This is a genomic window from Ruminococcus sp. SR1/5 (genome assembly GCF_000209835.1).
Taxonomy (GTDB): Bacteria; Bacillota; Clostridia; order Lachnospirales; family Lachnospiraceae; genus Blautia_A; species Blautia_A fusiformis.
The window spans coordinates 266,954-283,782 of record NC_021014.1 but is presented as its reverse complement, the minus strand read 5'-3'; the positions used below and the strand labels follow the sequence as shown (position 1 = coordinate 283,782).

The following is a 16,829-nucleotide window of genomic DNA, read 5'->3' as shown; positions in this document are numbered from 1 at the left end:
CTTCTTTCCTCTCCAAAACGGCATTTATGCACCATTTAGAAAAAAGATTTTCGGTACTCCATAGGCGTTTGTCCCATCACCTGACGAAAGGCCGTTGCAAATTTACTGGGACTTTCATATCCGACAGCCCCGGCAATTTCTGCAATCCCCTTTTTGGAATCCTGCCTGAGCATTGTAGCAGCGATATTCATTCGATAACGGCGAAGATAAGAATACATGGAATCTCCGTAAACCTCTTTGAAACAGTTTTTCATGCCCGTCAATGAAATCTGGAACCGTTCAGCCAATTCATCCATTGTATAATGCTCTTGCAAATCCGTTGTAATCAGGTCGTGGATTGCTTTTATTTTCTCTACCTGCCCTTTATAAAAATAAGGACGTTCCTCTTTGGACTCGGAAATTTGCAAAGCGTCCAGATACAAAAGTAGTTCCAGTGCCTTTACTTTATAGTAGTCTCCTTTGATTTGCTGCGGGACAAAGTAAAGTTCTGAAAAAATATGTTCAATTCCCGGCTCATTATGAATAACAAACGGTTTCTTGTCGTTACAATACTTCTTTTGAAGTTCATATAAATCAACCGAAAACCCGCCAAAAAAATCTCTGAGGGCTGGCACAGCAATTTCCAAATCAAACCCGAGCGTCATCCCGTGGTAATGGCAAAGCGGAAAGCAAACTCGTCCCGAATGGAAACGCCTGTTATCAACTCGCATTTCATGCTCCTGTAAATAGCCATAAGCATGATTGCCAATTTCGTTTTCGATTCGTCCCTCCCGGCAATGGTCGATATAGAGAAGCGAACTGCCTGTACTACTCTGAAAATGAGAAACGCATTCTTTTAGGTGCATATCACTATACATCACAAAAGCGCCATCAAAAATTTTGTGAGCTGTCATTGTCCCTTCGCCGCTTTCGTCAAAAATTTGCAGGACAACACAATCCTCAGTTTCAATGACATTTTTTACATTTGATCCGCAATTTATTTTACCATCAAACAGTTTGATTTCCGCCGCCCCCTTCCAGTATAAAGAAGTTTAATAGCCGTTCTCGTCCTTCCATATCCCAGAGGGAATAGCTTTCTTCCAGCATTCCGTTTTCCAGATGAATCACATGATTGCAGCATCTGAGTATAAATTCAGGATCATGGGTCACAATCACAATGGTTTTTCCTGAATCGGCAAGTCCTTTGACCGAATCGGCCACCTGCCTCATATGAAAGAGATCAAGGCCGCTGGTAGGTTCGTCAAATAGTATAACCGGACGTTCAGAGGCAATCGCAGAAGCAATCGCCACACGTTGTTTTTGCCCTCCCGAAAGCCCCATCGGATGGCAGGCTTTGTACGGGAGCAAATCCATTTCTGTCAAGATAGCCTCTGCCTTTGCCACATTTTCAGGCGATTCATCGGAATCTTTCCCCGGCATACTTAATAGGACTTCCTCTAAAACGCTCTCCGTAAAAAAGCTGATGATTTACATCCTGCATGACCATATAGCATAGCTTCAGCCGCTGTTTGCTTGAATAGGAAGTACCTTCTTTTTCGAGGATACCTTTACATCTTTTTTCCAATCCGCATAAGCAACGGGATAGTGTCGTTTTTCCGGCTCCATTGTGCCCGATGACCGCCGTTACATTTCCGGCAGGAAGCTCTATATTTTCCAGAGAAAGCGTTTCCGGCTGTTTCTTGTATGCGAAATGGAAGTGGTTCAGTTTCCATATCCCCTGCCCTGAATGTAGACTGGCAGGCTCAATGTCTGCAAACTCACCCAGGCCAAGAGGCCGTAATCCCATTTTAGCTTTTTCCGCCGCCGGAATCAACTGAAATTCCGGCAAAGTATAATCCCCTTGTATTTCCCCGTCGCTTAAATATATGATCCTATCTGCCAGATCATAAAGATAGTAGAGCCGGTGCTCCGCAATAATAATTGTTTTGCCCTGTGACTTCAATATTTTTAACAGTTTCCGAAAATCAGCGATGGAATAGGCGTCAAGGTTGGAAGATGGCTCGTCCAAAACAAATACATCCGGTTCCACAGCGGCGGCAGATCCACAGGCGATTTTTTGCTTTTCCCCACCGGAAAGGGAGAAAACACTTCTGTCCAGTAGATTTGTAAGGTTCAACTGCTCTGAGACCAGTTTTACCCGCTTTCGGATTTCTGCTTCTTCCAATCCATGGTTTTCACATCCAAAGGCAATTTCGCTGGTCGTATCCACATTAAAAAATTGAGAACGTGGATTCTGAAAAACAGAACCCACTTTTTTTGATATATCAAATAACGACAGGCTACTCATATCTTTGCCATCGAGTATGACTCTACCTTCCAGCTTGCCATCGTAATAGTGCGGAATCAGGCCATTAAACAAACGAGTTAATGTAGTTTTTCCGCATCCTGATGTTCCGCAGAGCAACACGAAATCTCCATCATTAATAGACAGGTCTATATTTTTCAGCGTTCCATGTACTTCACGTTCTCCGTCGATACTTTCATTTGAAGGGTAGGAAAAAGAAACTTTTTTACATTCAATCATAATCCTACCTCCCTGCAATCATTGTTGCAATCGGAATAGCAAAAGCCACTACACACAATAACAAGAAAAGAATATCCTGCACATGAAAACCGATTTCGCAGATATTTGTTCTCTTAACCGATCCGCCCAATCCTCTCGTCAGGGCTGCAGCACTTAATTCTTCCCCAATCTTAACAGAACACATAATTACAGGAACAAGCCTATATTCCAACATTGCGCCTGCTTTGCCTCCGCCGAAGCGAATCCCTCGCATTTTCATAGCATCGCCTATCGCATTATATTCCTCAACAACTGTTGGGAAAAAGCGGAATATAACAGACATTGGAATAATAATTTGCTCCGGCAAATGCAGCTTCTTCATGGCAGCAACAAATTCACTGACGGTGGTTGTTTTGACTGTAATGTATCCCATCATAATTCCCGGAACAAACCTCATTAAAAAGCCACAAACTGCAACAACAAAAAACTTGGCAGTCCTGACAAGTACGGGAGTGACAGTATTTGCAGTAGATAGCTGCCACCGTACAAGGCAAAATAGATACATGACCCCTTCCATGCCCCTTCGGTCAGCATCAATATCAGAGGAACTGCCGACAAAACAGGAGCGAACTGTCTGGAAGTTACACCAATGCCTCCACTTAAAACAAATACGGAAATTGTGATAAGCAAAGCGAGTTTCGTCCGGGGGTCTAACAGTATTCCTCTGCCGCTTTTCTGACTTGCTAATAACTCCTGACGCATTATGCAATACCTGCCCTTTTGAAGTGTTTCTTAAAAATCTTCTGTCCGATGATACCGCCAATCACGCCGCAGACAAAACCGGCAATCAAAAGAAGCGGAAGTGTATATGCACTGATATACCCCATAATCGCATCGGCATATTCCTGACTATAGCCGGTAATCAAATCTTGGTAATAGCTGTCCCTTGTTACAACAATAGGAATATAATTACCAATAATCCACATCGAGAAAACCCCATGAGAAATGATCCCTTTCTTTGCGCTCTTATAATCGCCGGACTTCAAGATTAGATCAGCCAGAACACCAAAAACAAAACCGGTAATAATACTCCAATATCCCATACCTGTGAGCAGCATCAAAATACCACAGATCAAACCGGTCAGAGACACCATTCCAAACTTTTGGATTTTAGAATAGTACAGCATCATAACAATGCCGGCAATAAGCGGCGCAATCGCAATCAGCAGTGGCAAAAAAATAGGGATAAAACCCAACATAGCAACGGCCATAAATACCATGAAATAAATTGCAGTAAAGATTCCAACGTTAATAAGGTCTTTTCCTTGTAGTTTCTTCATTATAACATCCTCCTTCTTTTGGTTAGCCAGTTCTAACCTTCTTCAACGTAATATAACAGATATGATAATTTTTTTCTACTCCAAAAAGGCATTTTAAATCCAAATAGATTTTTTTCTGATTCATTTGAATATTATTTTTGAAATAGAATTCTTTTGTTTAAAGTTTAACTATATTCTGTTTTATTTCTCCCGGAAGACTCTCTATAAATTTTTTGAATACCTTCTATTTCATCTAAATTATATGCCTTTCCTTTTGAAATTTCATCGTTTAGGCACCATTCTGCCACCAACGCACAAACATACCCCGATAGGGAATTCCAGTTACACGCATATTCAAAAGACATAAGTTTTTTTTCTACATCATTTCCATTTACAAGTTCTATACCAAACCAAAATATAGTCTTTTCATTTTCTGTACTTTTGTTCCTATACATTTTTTCCAATTGCTCTGTATATCCAAAAGTATCCATACTATTCGAATGATATATTTTGCTTCCAATTTCAAAAAAACTAGCCATGGAAGACAGATCAGAAAATGTGTTAAAAAAACAACCTTCCTTGACTCCTGTTTCCTTGCACACTCTTCGAAAATCTTTACTAATAATAGGATACAGATACATTGTTCCTACTTTCTCATCTATACATATACTTTCCCCTACTCTTCCAACTTTCAGATTCTGGTTATACAGAACGGAAAAAAGACGGCTCGCATTGATTCCCACCAGCCAGTCTGCCTTTGCCCTGCAAAGTGCTGACTGATAGAGACTGTCATAATACGAACCGTCTTTTAATGACGCAAATCCATCTTTAATTGCCTGTTCTTCCATGGAAGAGATCCAAAGCCGCTTCATCGGCTTTCTGCATCCTGCCTGCTCATACACCAAACGAAAGATTAACTCACCTTCACGTCCTGCATCAGTTGCACAGATTACTTCATTCACTTCGGAATCTCTCATCAGTTTCTTTAAGATTCCAAACTGCTTCTTTGTACCCTCCAAAATCTTGTGTTTCCAACATTCCGGCACAATCGGCAGATCTTCATATCTCCATTTTTTATATTTTTCATCGTATTCCGATGCATCGCATAATCCCACCAGATGTCCTACGCACCAGGAAACGATATAACCGTTTCCCTCCACGTAGCCATCTTTTCTTGTTCTGGCTCCAAGCACGGAAGCCAGTGCCATCGCAACCGATGGCTTTTCTGCAATCACTAATGCTTTCATTCTATTTCTTCCTCACTTTTCATTTCTATATCTGACTGTATTTCATTTCCCCAGACATCCCACCCAGGTGTTGTCTGTCGTGCAAATAATTCTATTCTCGATACATCACCAATAAGCTCAACAATTCTATCTCTTGCCACATCTGGTTTTTTACTGTGTCTTTCAATGTGTGATAAAATAATCTGTCGAACATATGCTGATTTCCTATGAACAGACCCTTTCGTTGCAAGCAAACAAATTTCAGCATTGCTCCTTGTCCAGTGTCCCAGACCAAGAAACAAAGTATCTGCCTTTTTATTCTTCTTTACCCACACGAACGCTACTGTCTTGTATTGAAATCCCCATGCTTGAATCACACTTAATCCTTCTCTCAGCTGTGGAAAAGTGACCCAGAGAAATAAAACACAATCTTTATCCGCTAATTTTCCAACTGGAAGATCACAGATTTCCTGCAAACTCATGGTCGGGTAATGGTCTGCGGCAATTCCCTGCCCCGCCTTCCTGTTATACTGCCAAGGCGGATCAGCGTATATAATCTGATATTTCTTATTCCGCACTCAATCATCGCCCTTCCTCCTCTTCTTCATCTTCCAGCACATTATCGTCAAAATCTTCATCTCTCAGGATTTCCGGTTCTGTACTTTCTTCCTGCTCATCTGCATCGTCTACTTCCCGCTTTTCAGACTCTGAATCTTCGGATTCATCTTCATCCTCTTCCATCTCATCCTCGTCATCATATTCATGCTTTGGTTTATAGACTTTGAAGTAATATCCTCCTGCCGCAGCTCCGACTGCAACCAGTGCAATCAAAAGATACGTTCCAAATGGACTTTTATCTTCAGGCATCTGAATATCATCCTCTACCTTATCTTTCTCGGCTGACTCTGTCGTTTCCGGCTTTTCTTCCTCTGCTTTTTTCTCTGGTTCTGCATAAACCGTATCTACTTCCGGAAGTATCACCGAATCAGAAAGTGTAAAGTTCATCAGATCTTTTTCACTAACTTCGGTAAGAAAATACACATTATCCTGAGATTTTGAATTGTCGATGATCAGATAGAAAATCTTACCACTCTTAGTTGAAATGGTATAAAACTCTTTTGTGCCTTCCGTAGCTGTTTTGGTAACAGAATCTGCTGTCTCGCCTTCTTTATTAAGCTGTTCCTCAATACCTGTCACTGTCCGATCATCCACGGTTCCTTTTGCATCTGTCGGCTCAGAAGCCTGTGCATCCTGCGGAAGCGGTGAAGTCGTTGTTTTCTCAGTCCCAGTTGCATCTGCACTGGTCGTGGTTGCCATTGCACCATTACTGTCACTGGAAGTTTTCTGTTTCTCTGCCTGCTTCTTTGCCCATTCATAATAAGGATTCTGTAACACATACTTTTCAGACGTATTTCCGGCACCGTCTGTTACCGTAATCTCAATCTGTTTTGTAGTAAAATCTTTCTGTGTCAATTGCACTCTCAGCATTCCATCCTTCAAGTCTGTATAAGTGGTGCCATTGACTGTTACTGCAGTAATCCCTGATACTGTATCATTCCCCTGAATCGTCAGCACACCATCTGTCAGGGAAGCAGAGAGTGTAGGCTTTTCCGTGTCATAACACTTAATAGAGCGATTCTGCTCATAGACCTTCCCCTCACCATCTGTAACACGCACATACACTGTCTGATTTCCAGTGATCGTGATACTTCCACTTCCGGTTACATCCTGCCAGCTTCCATCTTTTCCTGCTTTTGCTTCAATCTTTGCTATTGAGAAACCTTCCGGCATATGACTGGCATCTACCGTAACAGCAATGGTTGTTTCTCCCTGTTTCCAGCCATCCGGTTTCTCAATCGTGATTGCAGGCGTGGTATTCTCAGCTGCATAAGCAGTCTGTGTCTGGAGCAAAGGTGTTGTCAGGCAAAGAAATGTCGTTGCTGCAAGCAAGCTCTTTTTTACCCTGCTTTTAGTAATTGTTCTCTTCTTCTGTTTCATTTTTTCCAGATTCATCATCGGCTTTTGTTTCCTCCTTCTGTATTTCTACCCTGCCGGGCAGTTCATTTTTCATTCTCTTTTTGAAAGCTTCCAATTCCGGAATACTCATATCCATTGCACGGATAATTCTTACAATTTCCAGATTTTCCGCTTCTGTTTTTGCAATCTCCGCAGCCTTGAACCGCTTTAAATCTGCTTCATATCTGGCTTTGGAAGCTTCCATTTTCTCTTTGGCTTTCTCATAATCTGCCGTAGCTTTTTCAAGACTTTTCATCGGTTCTCCTTTCCGGACGGCTGATGCAGCCGCCCTTTTTTCTTACCATCGTCCAAATCCATAGAAATGGCTCTGCCAGTATGGGGAATTGATGGACGTATACTGCACCGGATGTCCACAATGGATCATCTGACCATTGCCTACATAGATTCCGATATGCGTTACCGGCTCCCCTGCATCGTAAGTTCCAGTAAAGAAAATCAAATCTCCCGGCTGCGCCTCCGACTGGGATACTGGTGTACAAATGTTGTACAGTCCCTGTGCTGTTAATCTTCCTGTATTCCTTACACCAGAGTTTGTCAGACAGTAGCTTACAAATCCGGAACAATCGAATCCACTTGGGGAATATCCACCCCACACATACGGTGTTCCGAGATATTTTGCCGCTTCTTCTAGTAATCGCTGTGCCGCTTCACTGGTGTATTCATTGCCACCAAAACTGGAACCTTCTCCTGTTTCCAGATAAAAGATCGGGTTCAACCGTTCTCCATTTTTTAACAGTTCAATATGAAGATGGCTTCCTGTCGAATTTCCAGTGTTTCCTACCAGACCAATTTCATCACCTTTGCTAACAGATGCTCCTGCAGATACGCTCCGGCTGCTAAGGTGTGCATAGCGAAGCTCATAACCTTTGCTGTCTTTGATAATGACGTAATTTCCATAGCTGTCATTATAAGCAGAAGTTGTAACCGTTCCGGTCAGCCCTGCCATTACTTTTGTCCCTTCCGGTGCTCCGATATCCATACCATTATGAAGCTGATTTGCTCCTGATATTGGATGAATCCTGTATCCATAATAGCTGGTCACACTGGAATACCAGTTAAAATCAACCGGTGTTGCAAACATCTGCAAGTTGCCTTTTGTATCGTTGTAGGCACTGAACAGTTCTTTCTGGAAAAATCCCAGCCTTTCCTGACAGATTGACATCAGGTTTCCACTATTTAAGGTGACATTCAGTACATCTACATCTCTGGTCCTGGTCACTTCCACTTCCTGACTTCCATTATCATCCGCCAGATAACATTCCCATGTCTGATGTCCATGTGCAGATGCTGCCGCATGACTGTCATAATAGACATCAAACTGTACACCGTATCTTGCGAAAGCTCCGGTATCTTCTACAATATATTCGACACCATTCATAACTACCTTTGTTCCCATTGGTACAAACGGATTGGAAGCATCTACCGCTAAGGTATGATTGGCAGTTGGATATGCTCCACTGGCAGTCGGTCCTCCGCTCCATACACCACAACAGATCGGACAGTTACAATATCCACTGGTCACTACTTGTCCCAAAGATTCTCCAACTCTTACAGTTGCTGTCTCTGTCACAGTCTCATTGACTGCTTCTGTTTCTAACCGATACTGCAATGCAAAAAGAGCATCCAGTTCTGGCTTGACCTGTTCAAAAGTAAATTCTTCATACTTTGCAGACAGATAACTGATCAGGATAAACGGATCATGCTCAATAGGTCCGATATCATATCGGTATTCCTCATGTCCCGGTTCTTCAGATTCCATGTTGTTGATCCGCTCTTGCAGATTAGCTTCCAGCTGTGTGTAATACAGTTCCGCTTCCCGGATTGCCTGATCCGATGACAGATAACTGGTTCCGGTATAAGTGATCACATTTTGTAAAAACACTGCAGAGCAAGACGTGACATTCGTTATGATCAGAAACATCAAGCCGATCAGAACTACTACACTGATATACACCTTCCGGTTTTCTTTAAAAAAGTTGGTGACTTTGCCGCCAATCTTCTTGATATAATCAATCGTACCTTTTGTAGCTGTTCCTACTGTCTGTTCACTTCGCTTCGCTTTGGCATAATCCCGTTTGATCTGTTGCTTCTGAATCTGTTTTTTCAGTTTCTTCTGCTCCTGACGGGCTGCCGCCTGTGTCTGTTTCTCTGCCTGTCTTTCAAGTCTGCTTCTTTTTCTGAATGCCCTCTGTTTCCTGCGTCTGGCACTTCTCTGTTCCAGCCGGTAAACACCTTCGCCGCTTTCTTCTAACTTATGAGCACCTTCTACCGCCGCATTATCGTCTTCATTTTTGCTGATCTCACGGTGCAATGCTGCGGAAGTTGCACTTCCTGCTTTTTTAACAACAGAAGTTTTTTCTGTTTTCACAGATTCCCCTTCGCCAAACTTCAAGCGGGATTTCTTCTTTCCAGGAGCTTCCCCTTCATTTGCCTGATAGACCTGTGCTTTCTTGGAATGCTGCTTTGCTTCCTTTTTCTTTTTGGCTTCTTCATAAGAAAACTTTTTGGCTTTTTCCTTCTGTTTCTGATGTCGGAAATTGACTCCATCCGTATCCATCTGGTTCAATTTCTCCATATCTTTGTCATTTTTCACAGAAGCACCAGTTTCCTCATAAGCAAACTTCAAACGCTGTTTCTGTTTTGGCTTTTTGCTGCCACCATTCCTCTTACTTCGGCTGTCTCCTCTGTTTTCTGATAGATCAGCACGTTTTTCTTTCAGTCTCCCTGACTGTCCGGCTTCGGATTTTTCTGCTAGTCTGGATTCTTTTCCGACTTCAGCACGGATTCTTTTTCTATTTTGCTGTTTACTACTCTGTCCAAAATCCTCACTTTGCTTCTCTGTCCGTATCAGTTCCGGTGCATCTCTGGATTTTTGCACAGAAGGACGAATATTTTTCCCACTCCGTTCAGACTGGCGAGGAGACTTATCCACAAGGTTTTCTTCTTTTTCCCTCTGTTTTCTTCCCATCTGCACATCACTTGCACGGTTACTGACACGAACAGAAGATTTATCCGTCAGGTTTTCTTCCACCAGACCATCCTTGGTCATCTTCTGGACTTTCTTGTCCCTGACTTTCATTCTCTGTTCTGTCACTGATTACTCCTCCTTCTTCGGATACCCTTTCCCTGCCTGTAATAAACAGAGAAAAACGATGCCAAATACAGCACCGCCACTAAAAGTTAATACATATGAAATTGCTCGTAACATTGTTTTCTCCTTTGATTTAACCTGCTTCAGAAGTTTCCTCCAAGCGGGTTGTCATGATTTTATAGAGGGAATTCTTCGGGAATCTGTCTACGAATGGGATAATGACATTTCCATAGAACAGAAGACCTTCACCCTCATTACTGTTGGTTACATAGGACAGCTGGGTTGGTGAGATATTCAGCTGTTTTGCAAGAATCTGCCTGTCTCCGGAAGCCTGGTTGAGCATATAAATGAAATCAGAGTTTTCAAAAATATTCTCGATTTCCCTGGAAGACAATAAATCCTTAATGTTCTGGGTAATTCCTGTCGGGATACCACCCCATTTACGGAATCTCTTCCAGATCTCCACACTATAAGCTGCGGTCTGCTCCTCTTTTAAGAGAAGATGGAACTCATCCACATAGTATCTGGTGGATTTATGGGCAGAACGGTTCATCGTTACCCTGTTCCAGACCTGATCCTGAATGACGAGCATCCCAATCTTTTTCAGCTGTTTTCCCAATTCTTTGATGTCAAAGCAGACAATGCGGTTATTGATATCCACGTTTGTCTGATGATTAAATACATTCAGAGAACCTGTAACATAGATCTCCAATGAAGTGGCCAGTCGCTGTGCTTCCGGCTCTTCCTGTTTTCTCAGAAGATTATATAAATCCTCCAGGATTGGCATCTTCTCCGGTACTGGATCGGCAAGGTATTCCTGATATACTAACCGCACACAACGGTCAATGATGGTCTTTTCTACCGGCTCCAATCCATTCTTTCCACCAACGATCAGCTCACACAAAGACAGAATGAAATCTGCTTTCAGTGACAACGGGTTGTCTTCCTCGGAATAATTCAGGTTTAGATCCATTGGATTGATATACTGGTCAGATACCGGAGAAACCCGTACCACCTGCCCATGCAGTGCCTGCACCAATGGGGAATACTCGGCTTCTGGATCACAGATAATGATATCGTCTTCCGTGATCAGGAAGCAGTTTGTAATTTCCCTCTTTGCTGAGAAGGACTTACCGGAACCAGGTGTACCAAGAATAAGTCCATTCGGGTTCTTCAGACGCTTCCGATCAACCATGATCATGTTGTTGGATAATGCATTCAGTCCATAATAAAGAGCCTCCCCTTCCTGAAACAGTTCCTGTGTCGTAAATGGCACGAAGATTGCTGTTGAAGATGTGGTAAGCCCTCTCTGAATTTCAATCCGATTGACTCCCAATGGAATACAAGACATAAGTGCTGCTTCCTGCTGATAATCCAGCTGTTTTAAGGAACAGTTATATTTCTGTGCGATTCCCTGCACCTGGAAAATATTATTATCCAGCTTCTGACGCTTCTTTGCGGTATTCATTACCAGAACTGTTACAAGGAACATTCGCTCATTTCTGGACTGCAGATCTTCCAGCAGGTTCTTCGCCTCTTCTCCATAAGTCACAAGGTCCGATGGAAGCACATCCATATCATAACCGGAACGTACAGCCCGTTTTTGCTCCTCAATCTTCATCTTATCCAAATCTGAAATTTTACTCTTGATCATTTTGATCGCTGAACTCTGATCAATAGACTGGATATGAATGTTGACATTGATGCTGTCATCCACATCCAGGAAATCTGCAAGCATCCGGTCTGTAAGCTCCGGTGCAAGAATCTGCAGGTAACTCACACTTCCCATCGTTCTTCCCATCAAAAATGTCTGATTCTTGGAAAAGTTAAAGGAAGTCGGTGCAATAAAATCTTTGGTCTTTAACCCTGTTTCCGGCAGCATCTTATACTGGAACTTAAATGGTTCAATCCGATCCTGGTTGAACACATGATATAGAATCTCCAGCCGCTCCAGACCATTCAGGGAATGTGCCTGTGCACCCAGAACCTTAAAGTTGTTTAAGATATCTGTTTCAATTCTTTCAAGCCTCGGTCTTGCCACCTTCAGGCTCTCTGCTTCGATTCCAAAAGTGATATACTTTGTCTTTACCAGACCATTATTTCCTTTGGAAAGCTGATTTTTCAACATAATTCGGTACTCTTCACGAATGGCATTGAAGTCATCGTTCTGATCTGGAATATCAATGCTTTTCTCAAATTCTGCCACATCCACCTGCTGATTGATAAAGGACAGCTGCACACTGATGGAAGAATCAAAGTAATTTAAGAAATCACAGTAATTTTCAAATATCGTGGTCTTATCCTCATTTAAAGCAAGCTGATAGTTGATGTCATAAAACTGAATCGTCTTGGAGAAAAAGGTCTTTGTCACCTGGCAGATACCATCCTGCAGCATTCGAATATACGGAATACTCTGCTGTGCAGTTGTAGGAATGTTTTTCTGTTTCCTACGATCCCGTTCCTGCTTCTTTCTACGCTTTTCCTGTTCTCTTTCTTTTCTGCTTTTTTTGTTTCTTCTTTCCTGACGGTTTCTTTTTTCCGCCAGGGACAGACGCTCCTGCTGAGCCTCCTGCTTTGTCTTTTTTGCCATCCGGCACACCCTCCTTTTTCACAAGGGTGGAAATCTCCTGATAAAAATTTTCTGTCTTATATGGTCTTACTGCCGGACAGATAAACTTCTGTCGAATGATATTTGCCACCACTTTTTCAAAGGGAAGACCGTCTTTTTCATACATTGCCATGAAGAAAAACGGAAGCATGATCGTTACCATCAGGATGGCTGCGATACTGGAACCGATTGGTTTTCTCATGACCAGATAAAACGGAATTCCCACAACTGCGGCAAGTGAAAAAAATCAACTGCCGCTTTGTCAGATTTAACGCTACTTTTGTTTTGACCTTGGTAAGGTCTTTTGGTACTGGTACATACGCCATGGTATGCGCTCCTTTCCTGCCCGCTAATGGGCATTGAATATTGATTTGCTAAGGCTTCCGGTCTTGAATAATGAAAATGCAAGAATCACGGTATAAGCCGCTACTGAAAACATTGCTGCATGAAGGTCACTGGATATGGTCATTGCATTTACTAAAACTGCATAAATTCCCACACAGACCATCATGAAGAATCCCTGAAATGCCAGTGCGAACAAGCCTTTTAAATAGTTGTTTCCGATATTTCCCCATTCCTTATTGGTCATGGTGGCAAACGGAATTGGTGCTATGGAAGTATAAAGGTAAATTTCTATCATTCTTCCGTACAAGATTACCGTAATGATAATTGACAGAATGTGCATGGTAACACTGATCAACATCGTTTCCATGGATAGCAGGAACAAATCCCCTAACTCCATATCCTCCAGAGCATCCACAATCCGTGAAATTGCTTCTGTTGCATCCACCGCAGTGTTTCCTGATATCACCCCGGCGGCATTGTTGACCACATGCTGGCCAACATCAAAGACCGCCATCGTGATATTGAACGTATTTGTCACCAGATAAATGGCTACATACGCTTTGAAGATCCAGAGGAAAATGTTATAAGTCTCAAATTCATGGAAATTGTTTTTCTGTGTTACCATCGTGATCAATTCATAGCACAGGACAAAGGTGATGATCAGTCCCGCAATGGGGACAATCACCGTTTGGGATATATTCTGAATCAGATTAAAAATCCCTGCATTCCATCCCTGCGGTGTCTGTCCCACCTGCCCGGCTATGGTTCCCACCTGCTCATTGACAGACGTGAACATGTTATCCAAACTTGACTTGATAAGCCCGATCAGGATATCCTTTATCGCTTCCGTAATTCTCTCAATGATGGTGTTCATCTACCACTCCTCTTAAGAGAACAATGTTGCCAGCTGTGGAATCAGGGTAGTTCCCAGCAGCATGATTCCGGCACCAGCCATCAGCTGTTTGATGCCCTGGCTCTTAGCGCCGGGATTGTCATTTCCATATCCTTCCAGAAGGTTTACGACACCCCACACGCCAAGACCTGCGCCGATTGCGACTACAAGAGTTTTTAAAGTTGTAATTGCACTGCTAAAAAATGCCATATACATTCACCAAAACTGACTTCTTTCAGGTGTTTACGGGAATGAAAAAACACCGACTAAAAAGCCGGCGCACCTAATGTCAGTTATTCCTTTCCTCATTATTTTTCGTTCATTCCCAAGGTTACTCCGACAGCTCCACCTGAATTACCTCCACCTCTTCTTCGGGTTTCGGTGTGTACTGCGGATTTAACTCTTTTTCTACTTTGTATCGGTTTTTCTCATTTTCATCTGCAAGAAACCGATAATTTTTGTGTTTCGTGATATCATATTTGTCTGAGAAAAATGGTCTGGCACCACGAATCTGCAGGATACATTTTCCTCCATCCATGACTGCAATCTCATCTTCTGTCATCAGCTGTTTGCCTGTTTTCTGGTAATTCAATCCAAAGGACTTCTGATTGCTCCTCGTTTCCGAAGTGTTATACAGATCAATGGTTTCCTTACCCAGAAGTTCACTCATTTCCTTTAAGGTAGTTTTCTCTTTTCCACCAAGAAATAGTGTAGTATCACAGTTACCCAGAATGGTATCTGCACTATCCTTGTACATTGCCTTTAGCTGACTCTGTGACTGCAAAATAATAGAAGCAGAGATTTCCCTGCTTCGGATAGTTGCAATCAGCTTGTCAAACTGAGGAATTTGCCCGATGTTGGCAAACTCATCAGCGATGACACGCACATGCACCGGAAGTCTTCCACCATATACATCGTCTGCCTTATCACAAAGCAGATTGAAAAGCTGTGACTGCAGCATCGCAATCACAAAGTTGAAGGTTGTATCTGTATCGGACATAATCAGAAACAAGGCTGTTTTCCTATCCCCGATCTTATCCAATTCCATTTCATCATAAGACATGATCTCTCGAAGCTCTGCGATGTCAAATGGGGCAAGTCTGGCCCCACACGATATCAAAATACTTTTCGCTGTCTTTCCAGCCGCCATTTTGTATTTTTTATACTGTCTGACCGCAAAGTGCTGCGGATCTCTTTCTTCCAGTTCCTGGAACATCATATCCACTGGATTCTGGTAAGTTTCATCCTCTTCACGGGTTTCGCTTTCATTCAAAAGATCCAGAAGAGTATTCAAATTCTTTTCCTCTTCATCCCCTTCATACCAGATAAAAGCAATCAGTGCGGTGTACAGCAATCTCTCTGCTTTCACCCAAAAATCTTCGGAAGCTTTTTCCCCTTCGCCTTTGGTATTAACAATGATTGTTGTAACCAGCTTCAGGATATCTTTTTCAGACCGTATATAAGCAAATGGATTGTAATGAAGGGACTTGGAAAAATTGACGGTATTCAGAACCTTAATCACATATGGCTCATGTACCACTTTTCCAGATTTATCTTTCATGATATTTCCATTCTTATCTTTCTTAGGTGGTCCCTTTGCTAACATCTTCCCGCACTCTTCAATCAAAGTGCCTTTCGGATCTGTAATGACCATGGAACAGTTCATTTGCATGACCGATGGTTTTACAAAAAAACGTGTCTTACCGGAACCACTGCCGCCGATAACCACTATATTTTTATTTCTTGCATACTTCGGCTGCTTCGGTCTGCTCTCCATGGTCAGTGCTTCTGTTGCTGTCAATGGAATGTTCATCCATGGATCTTCCGACATATAAGGCTTGATATCCTCTGCGGTTCCCCATCTGGCTGAACCATACTCGATGCCTTTCCGTAATTTCTTTGCGTCTGCCTGTTTCTGCCAGACCAACACTTTCAGAACGACTGCAACAACAATACCTGCTAGCAGATCTTTCCAGTTATTGCTTAACACAAAACCAGCTAAAATCCGGTCTGCGTGTTCCATTGCATATAAAAGTTTGTTCCCCATATCTTCTCCCGGACTGTTCCGGTAAAGAAAAAATGCCCGATCTGCATAGAAAGCAGCCAGAGCATAAGGGATATTTGTAAGAACCAGTTTCTTTTTATCCAGGGCGGACAGCTTACCCCCGATTTTATTCTTCCACTTCTGCATCAGAGTTTTGCCGCTTTTCTTTTTCATCGACTCTGCTCCTGATGCCGGTTCTTTACTTTGTTCTTCGTCTTCTTTGGCATCATTGCCCGGTAAGCTGCAAGACGCTTATGAATGGAAGGCTTATTCGCTTTTTGAATCTGTTTCTGGGAAAACTCACGGAAAGCAGCATTGAGGGCATCCTGATCACGTCCCTTGAAAAATACCAGATAAACCGGAGGCTCTTTGCTCTTGTCTTTTTTCAAAGCATAATTGATCCCGTATTTTCTGGCATACCGTTCAAAGGACTTGATATTTTTGTCCGTGATCTCGATATTGACCATCCCGGCATTCTGTTTTGCCAGCTCTTTTACCGTGACCTTTCCCTGTTTCGGCTGATTTTTCTGTGCTTTCTTCTCTACTGATTTCTGCTTCTGATGACGCAGATACGCAACAAGAACCTTTTTCAACAGGTCTGCTGTAATCTTAGTTGCCCGAATACAGAACGTGACCGTTTTCTGAGTTACCTCTTCCTGCATGACTTTTCCCTCCTTTCAGCGATTCAACTGCTGTCCAGATCTGTAATCATGGCAATCACCCCCTTTAATGAAAAAAGACAGATTAACCGGTAATCAGGTTTT

At 42.5% G+C, this 16,829-nt stretch carries 12 protein-coding genes and 3 pseudogenes; all 15 read right to left on the bottom strand.

Features of this window, described 5'->3' with window-relative positions; translation table 11 throughout:
* Positions 1-35 precede the first annotated feature (35 nt).
* Complete coding sequence (locus CK1_RS01470) at positions 36-893, bottom strand: AraC family transcriptional regulator (RefSeq protein ID WP_015524564.1); 858 nt, start codon at positions 891-893, stop codon at positions 36-38.
* A 94-nt stretch (positions 894-987) separates the two neighbouring features.
* Positions 988-2,524: pseudogene (locus CK1_RS01465) on the bottom strand (ABC transporter ATP-binding protein).
* 4 nt (positions 2,525-2,528) lie between these two features.
* Complete coding sequence (locus CK1_RS01460) at positions 2,529-3,080, bottom strand: energy-coupling factor transporter transmembrane component T (protein ID WP_502685083.1); 552 nt, start codon at positions 3,078-3,080, stop codon at positions 2,529-2,531.
* A gap of 184 nt (positions 3,081-3,264) precedes the next feature.
* Positions 3,265-3,843, bottom strand: coding sequence for an MptD family putative ECF transporter S component (locus tag CK1_RS01455; RefSeq protein ID WP_015524559.1), 579 nt, complete (start codon positions 3,841-3,843; stop codon positions 3,265-3,267).
* Positions 3,844-4,499: 656 nt separating this feature from the next.
* Positions 4,500-5,069, bottom strand: a pseudogene (locus CK1_RS01450) (toprim domain-containing protein); the annotation flags it as partial.
* Positions 5,066-5,626 (bottom strand): MT-A70 family methyltransferase, encoded by a 561-nt coding sequence (locus CK1_RS01445; protein ID WP_306288675.1) that lies wholly within the window; start codon positions 5,624-5,626, stop codon positions 5,066-5,068. The pseudogene CK1_RS01450 and the gene CK1_RS01445, both read right to left, overlap by 4 nt.
* A 4-nt stretch (positions 5,627-5,630) precedes the next feature.
* Positions 5,631-7,064, bottom strand: a complete 1,434-nt coding sequence (locus CK1_RS01440) for a CD1107 family mobile element protein (RefSeq protein ID WP_015524557.1) — start codon at positions 7,062-7,064, stop codon at positions 5,631-5,633.
* On the bottom strand, positions 7,018-7,320 hold the full coding sequence (locus tag CK1_RS01435; protein WP_008688068.1) for a DUF4315 family protein: 303 nt from the start codon (positions 7,318-7,320) through the stop codon (positions 7,018-7,020). Before CK1_RS01435 ends, CK1_RS01440 begins: the two co-directional genes overlap by 47 nt.
* A 42-nt stretch (positions 7,321-7,362) precedes the next feature.
* Positions 7,363-10,134, bottom strand: a complete 2,772-nt coding sequence (locus CK1_RS01430) for a CD1108 family mobile element protein (protein ID WP_353611205.1) — start codon at positions 10,132-10,134, stop codon at positions 7,363-7,365.
* 175 nt (positions 10,135-10,309) lie between these two features.
* The gene (locus tag CK1_RS01425) at positions 10,310-12,766 is read right to left on the bottom strand and encodes a VirB4-like conjugal transfer ATPase, CD1110 family (protein WP_015524555.1); all 2,457 of its coding nucleotides are present in this window, start codon (positions 12,764-12,766) and stop codon (positions 10,310-10,312) included.
* Positions 12,648-13,110: pseudogene (locus CK1_RS01420) on the bottom strand (PrgI family protein). Before CK1_RS01420 ends, CK1_RS01425 begins: the two are co-directional and overlap by 119 nt.
* Before the next feature lie 23 nt (positions 13,111-13,133).
* Positions 13,134-14,003: a VirB6/TrbL-like conjugal transfer protein, CD1112 family gene (locus CK1_RS01415; RefSeq protein ID WP_015524554.1), complete on the bottom strand. Its 870-nt coding sequence runs from the start codon at positions 14,001-14,003 to the stop codon at positions 13,134-13,136.
* A 12-nt stretch (positions 14,004-14,015) separates the two neighbouring features.
* The gene (locus tag CK1_RS01410) at positions 14,016-14,231 is read right to left on the bottom strand and encodes a Maff2 family mobile element protein (RefSeq protein ID WP_017144663.1); all 216 of its coding nucleotides are present in this window, start codon (positions 14,229-14,231) and stop codon (positions 14,016-14,018) included.
* A 121-nt stretch (positions 14,232-14,352) separates the two neighbouring features.
* A complete protein-coding gene (locus tag CK1_RS01405) occupies positions 14,353-16,212 on the bottom strand; it encodes a VirD4-like conjugal transfer protein, CD1115 family (RefSeq protein ID WP_330620328.1) in 1,860 nt (619 codons plus the stop codon).
* 23 nt (positions 16,213-16,235) lie between these two features.
* Positions 16,236-16,727 carry a PcfB family protein gene (locus tag CK1_RS01400; RefSeq protein ID WP_015524552.1) on the bottom strand — a complete coding sequence of 164 codons (492 nt, stop codon included), beginning with the start codon at positions 16,725-16,727 and terminating at the stop codon, positions 16,236-16,238.
* Positions 16,728-16,829 lie beyond the last annotated feature (102 nt).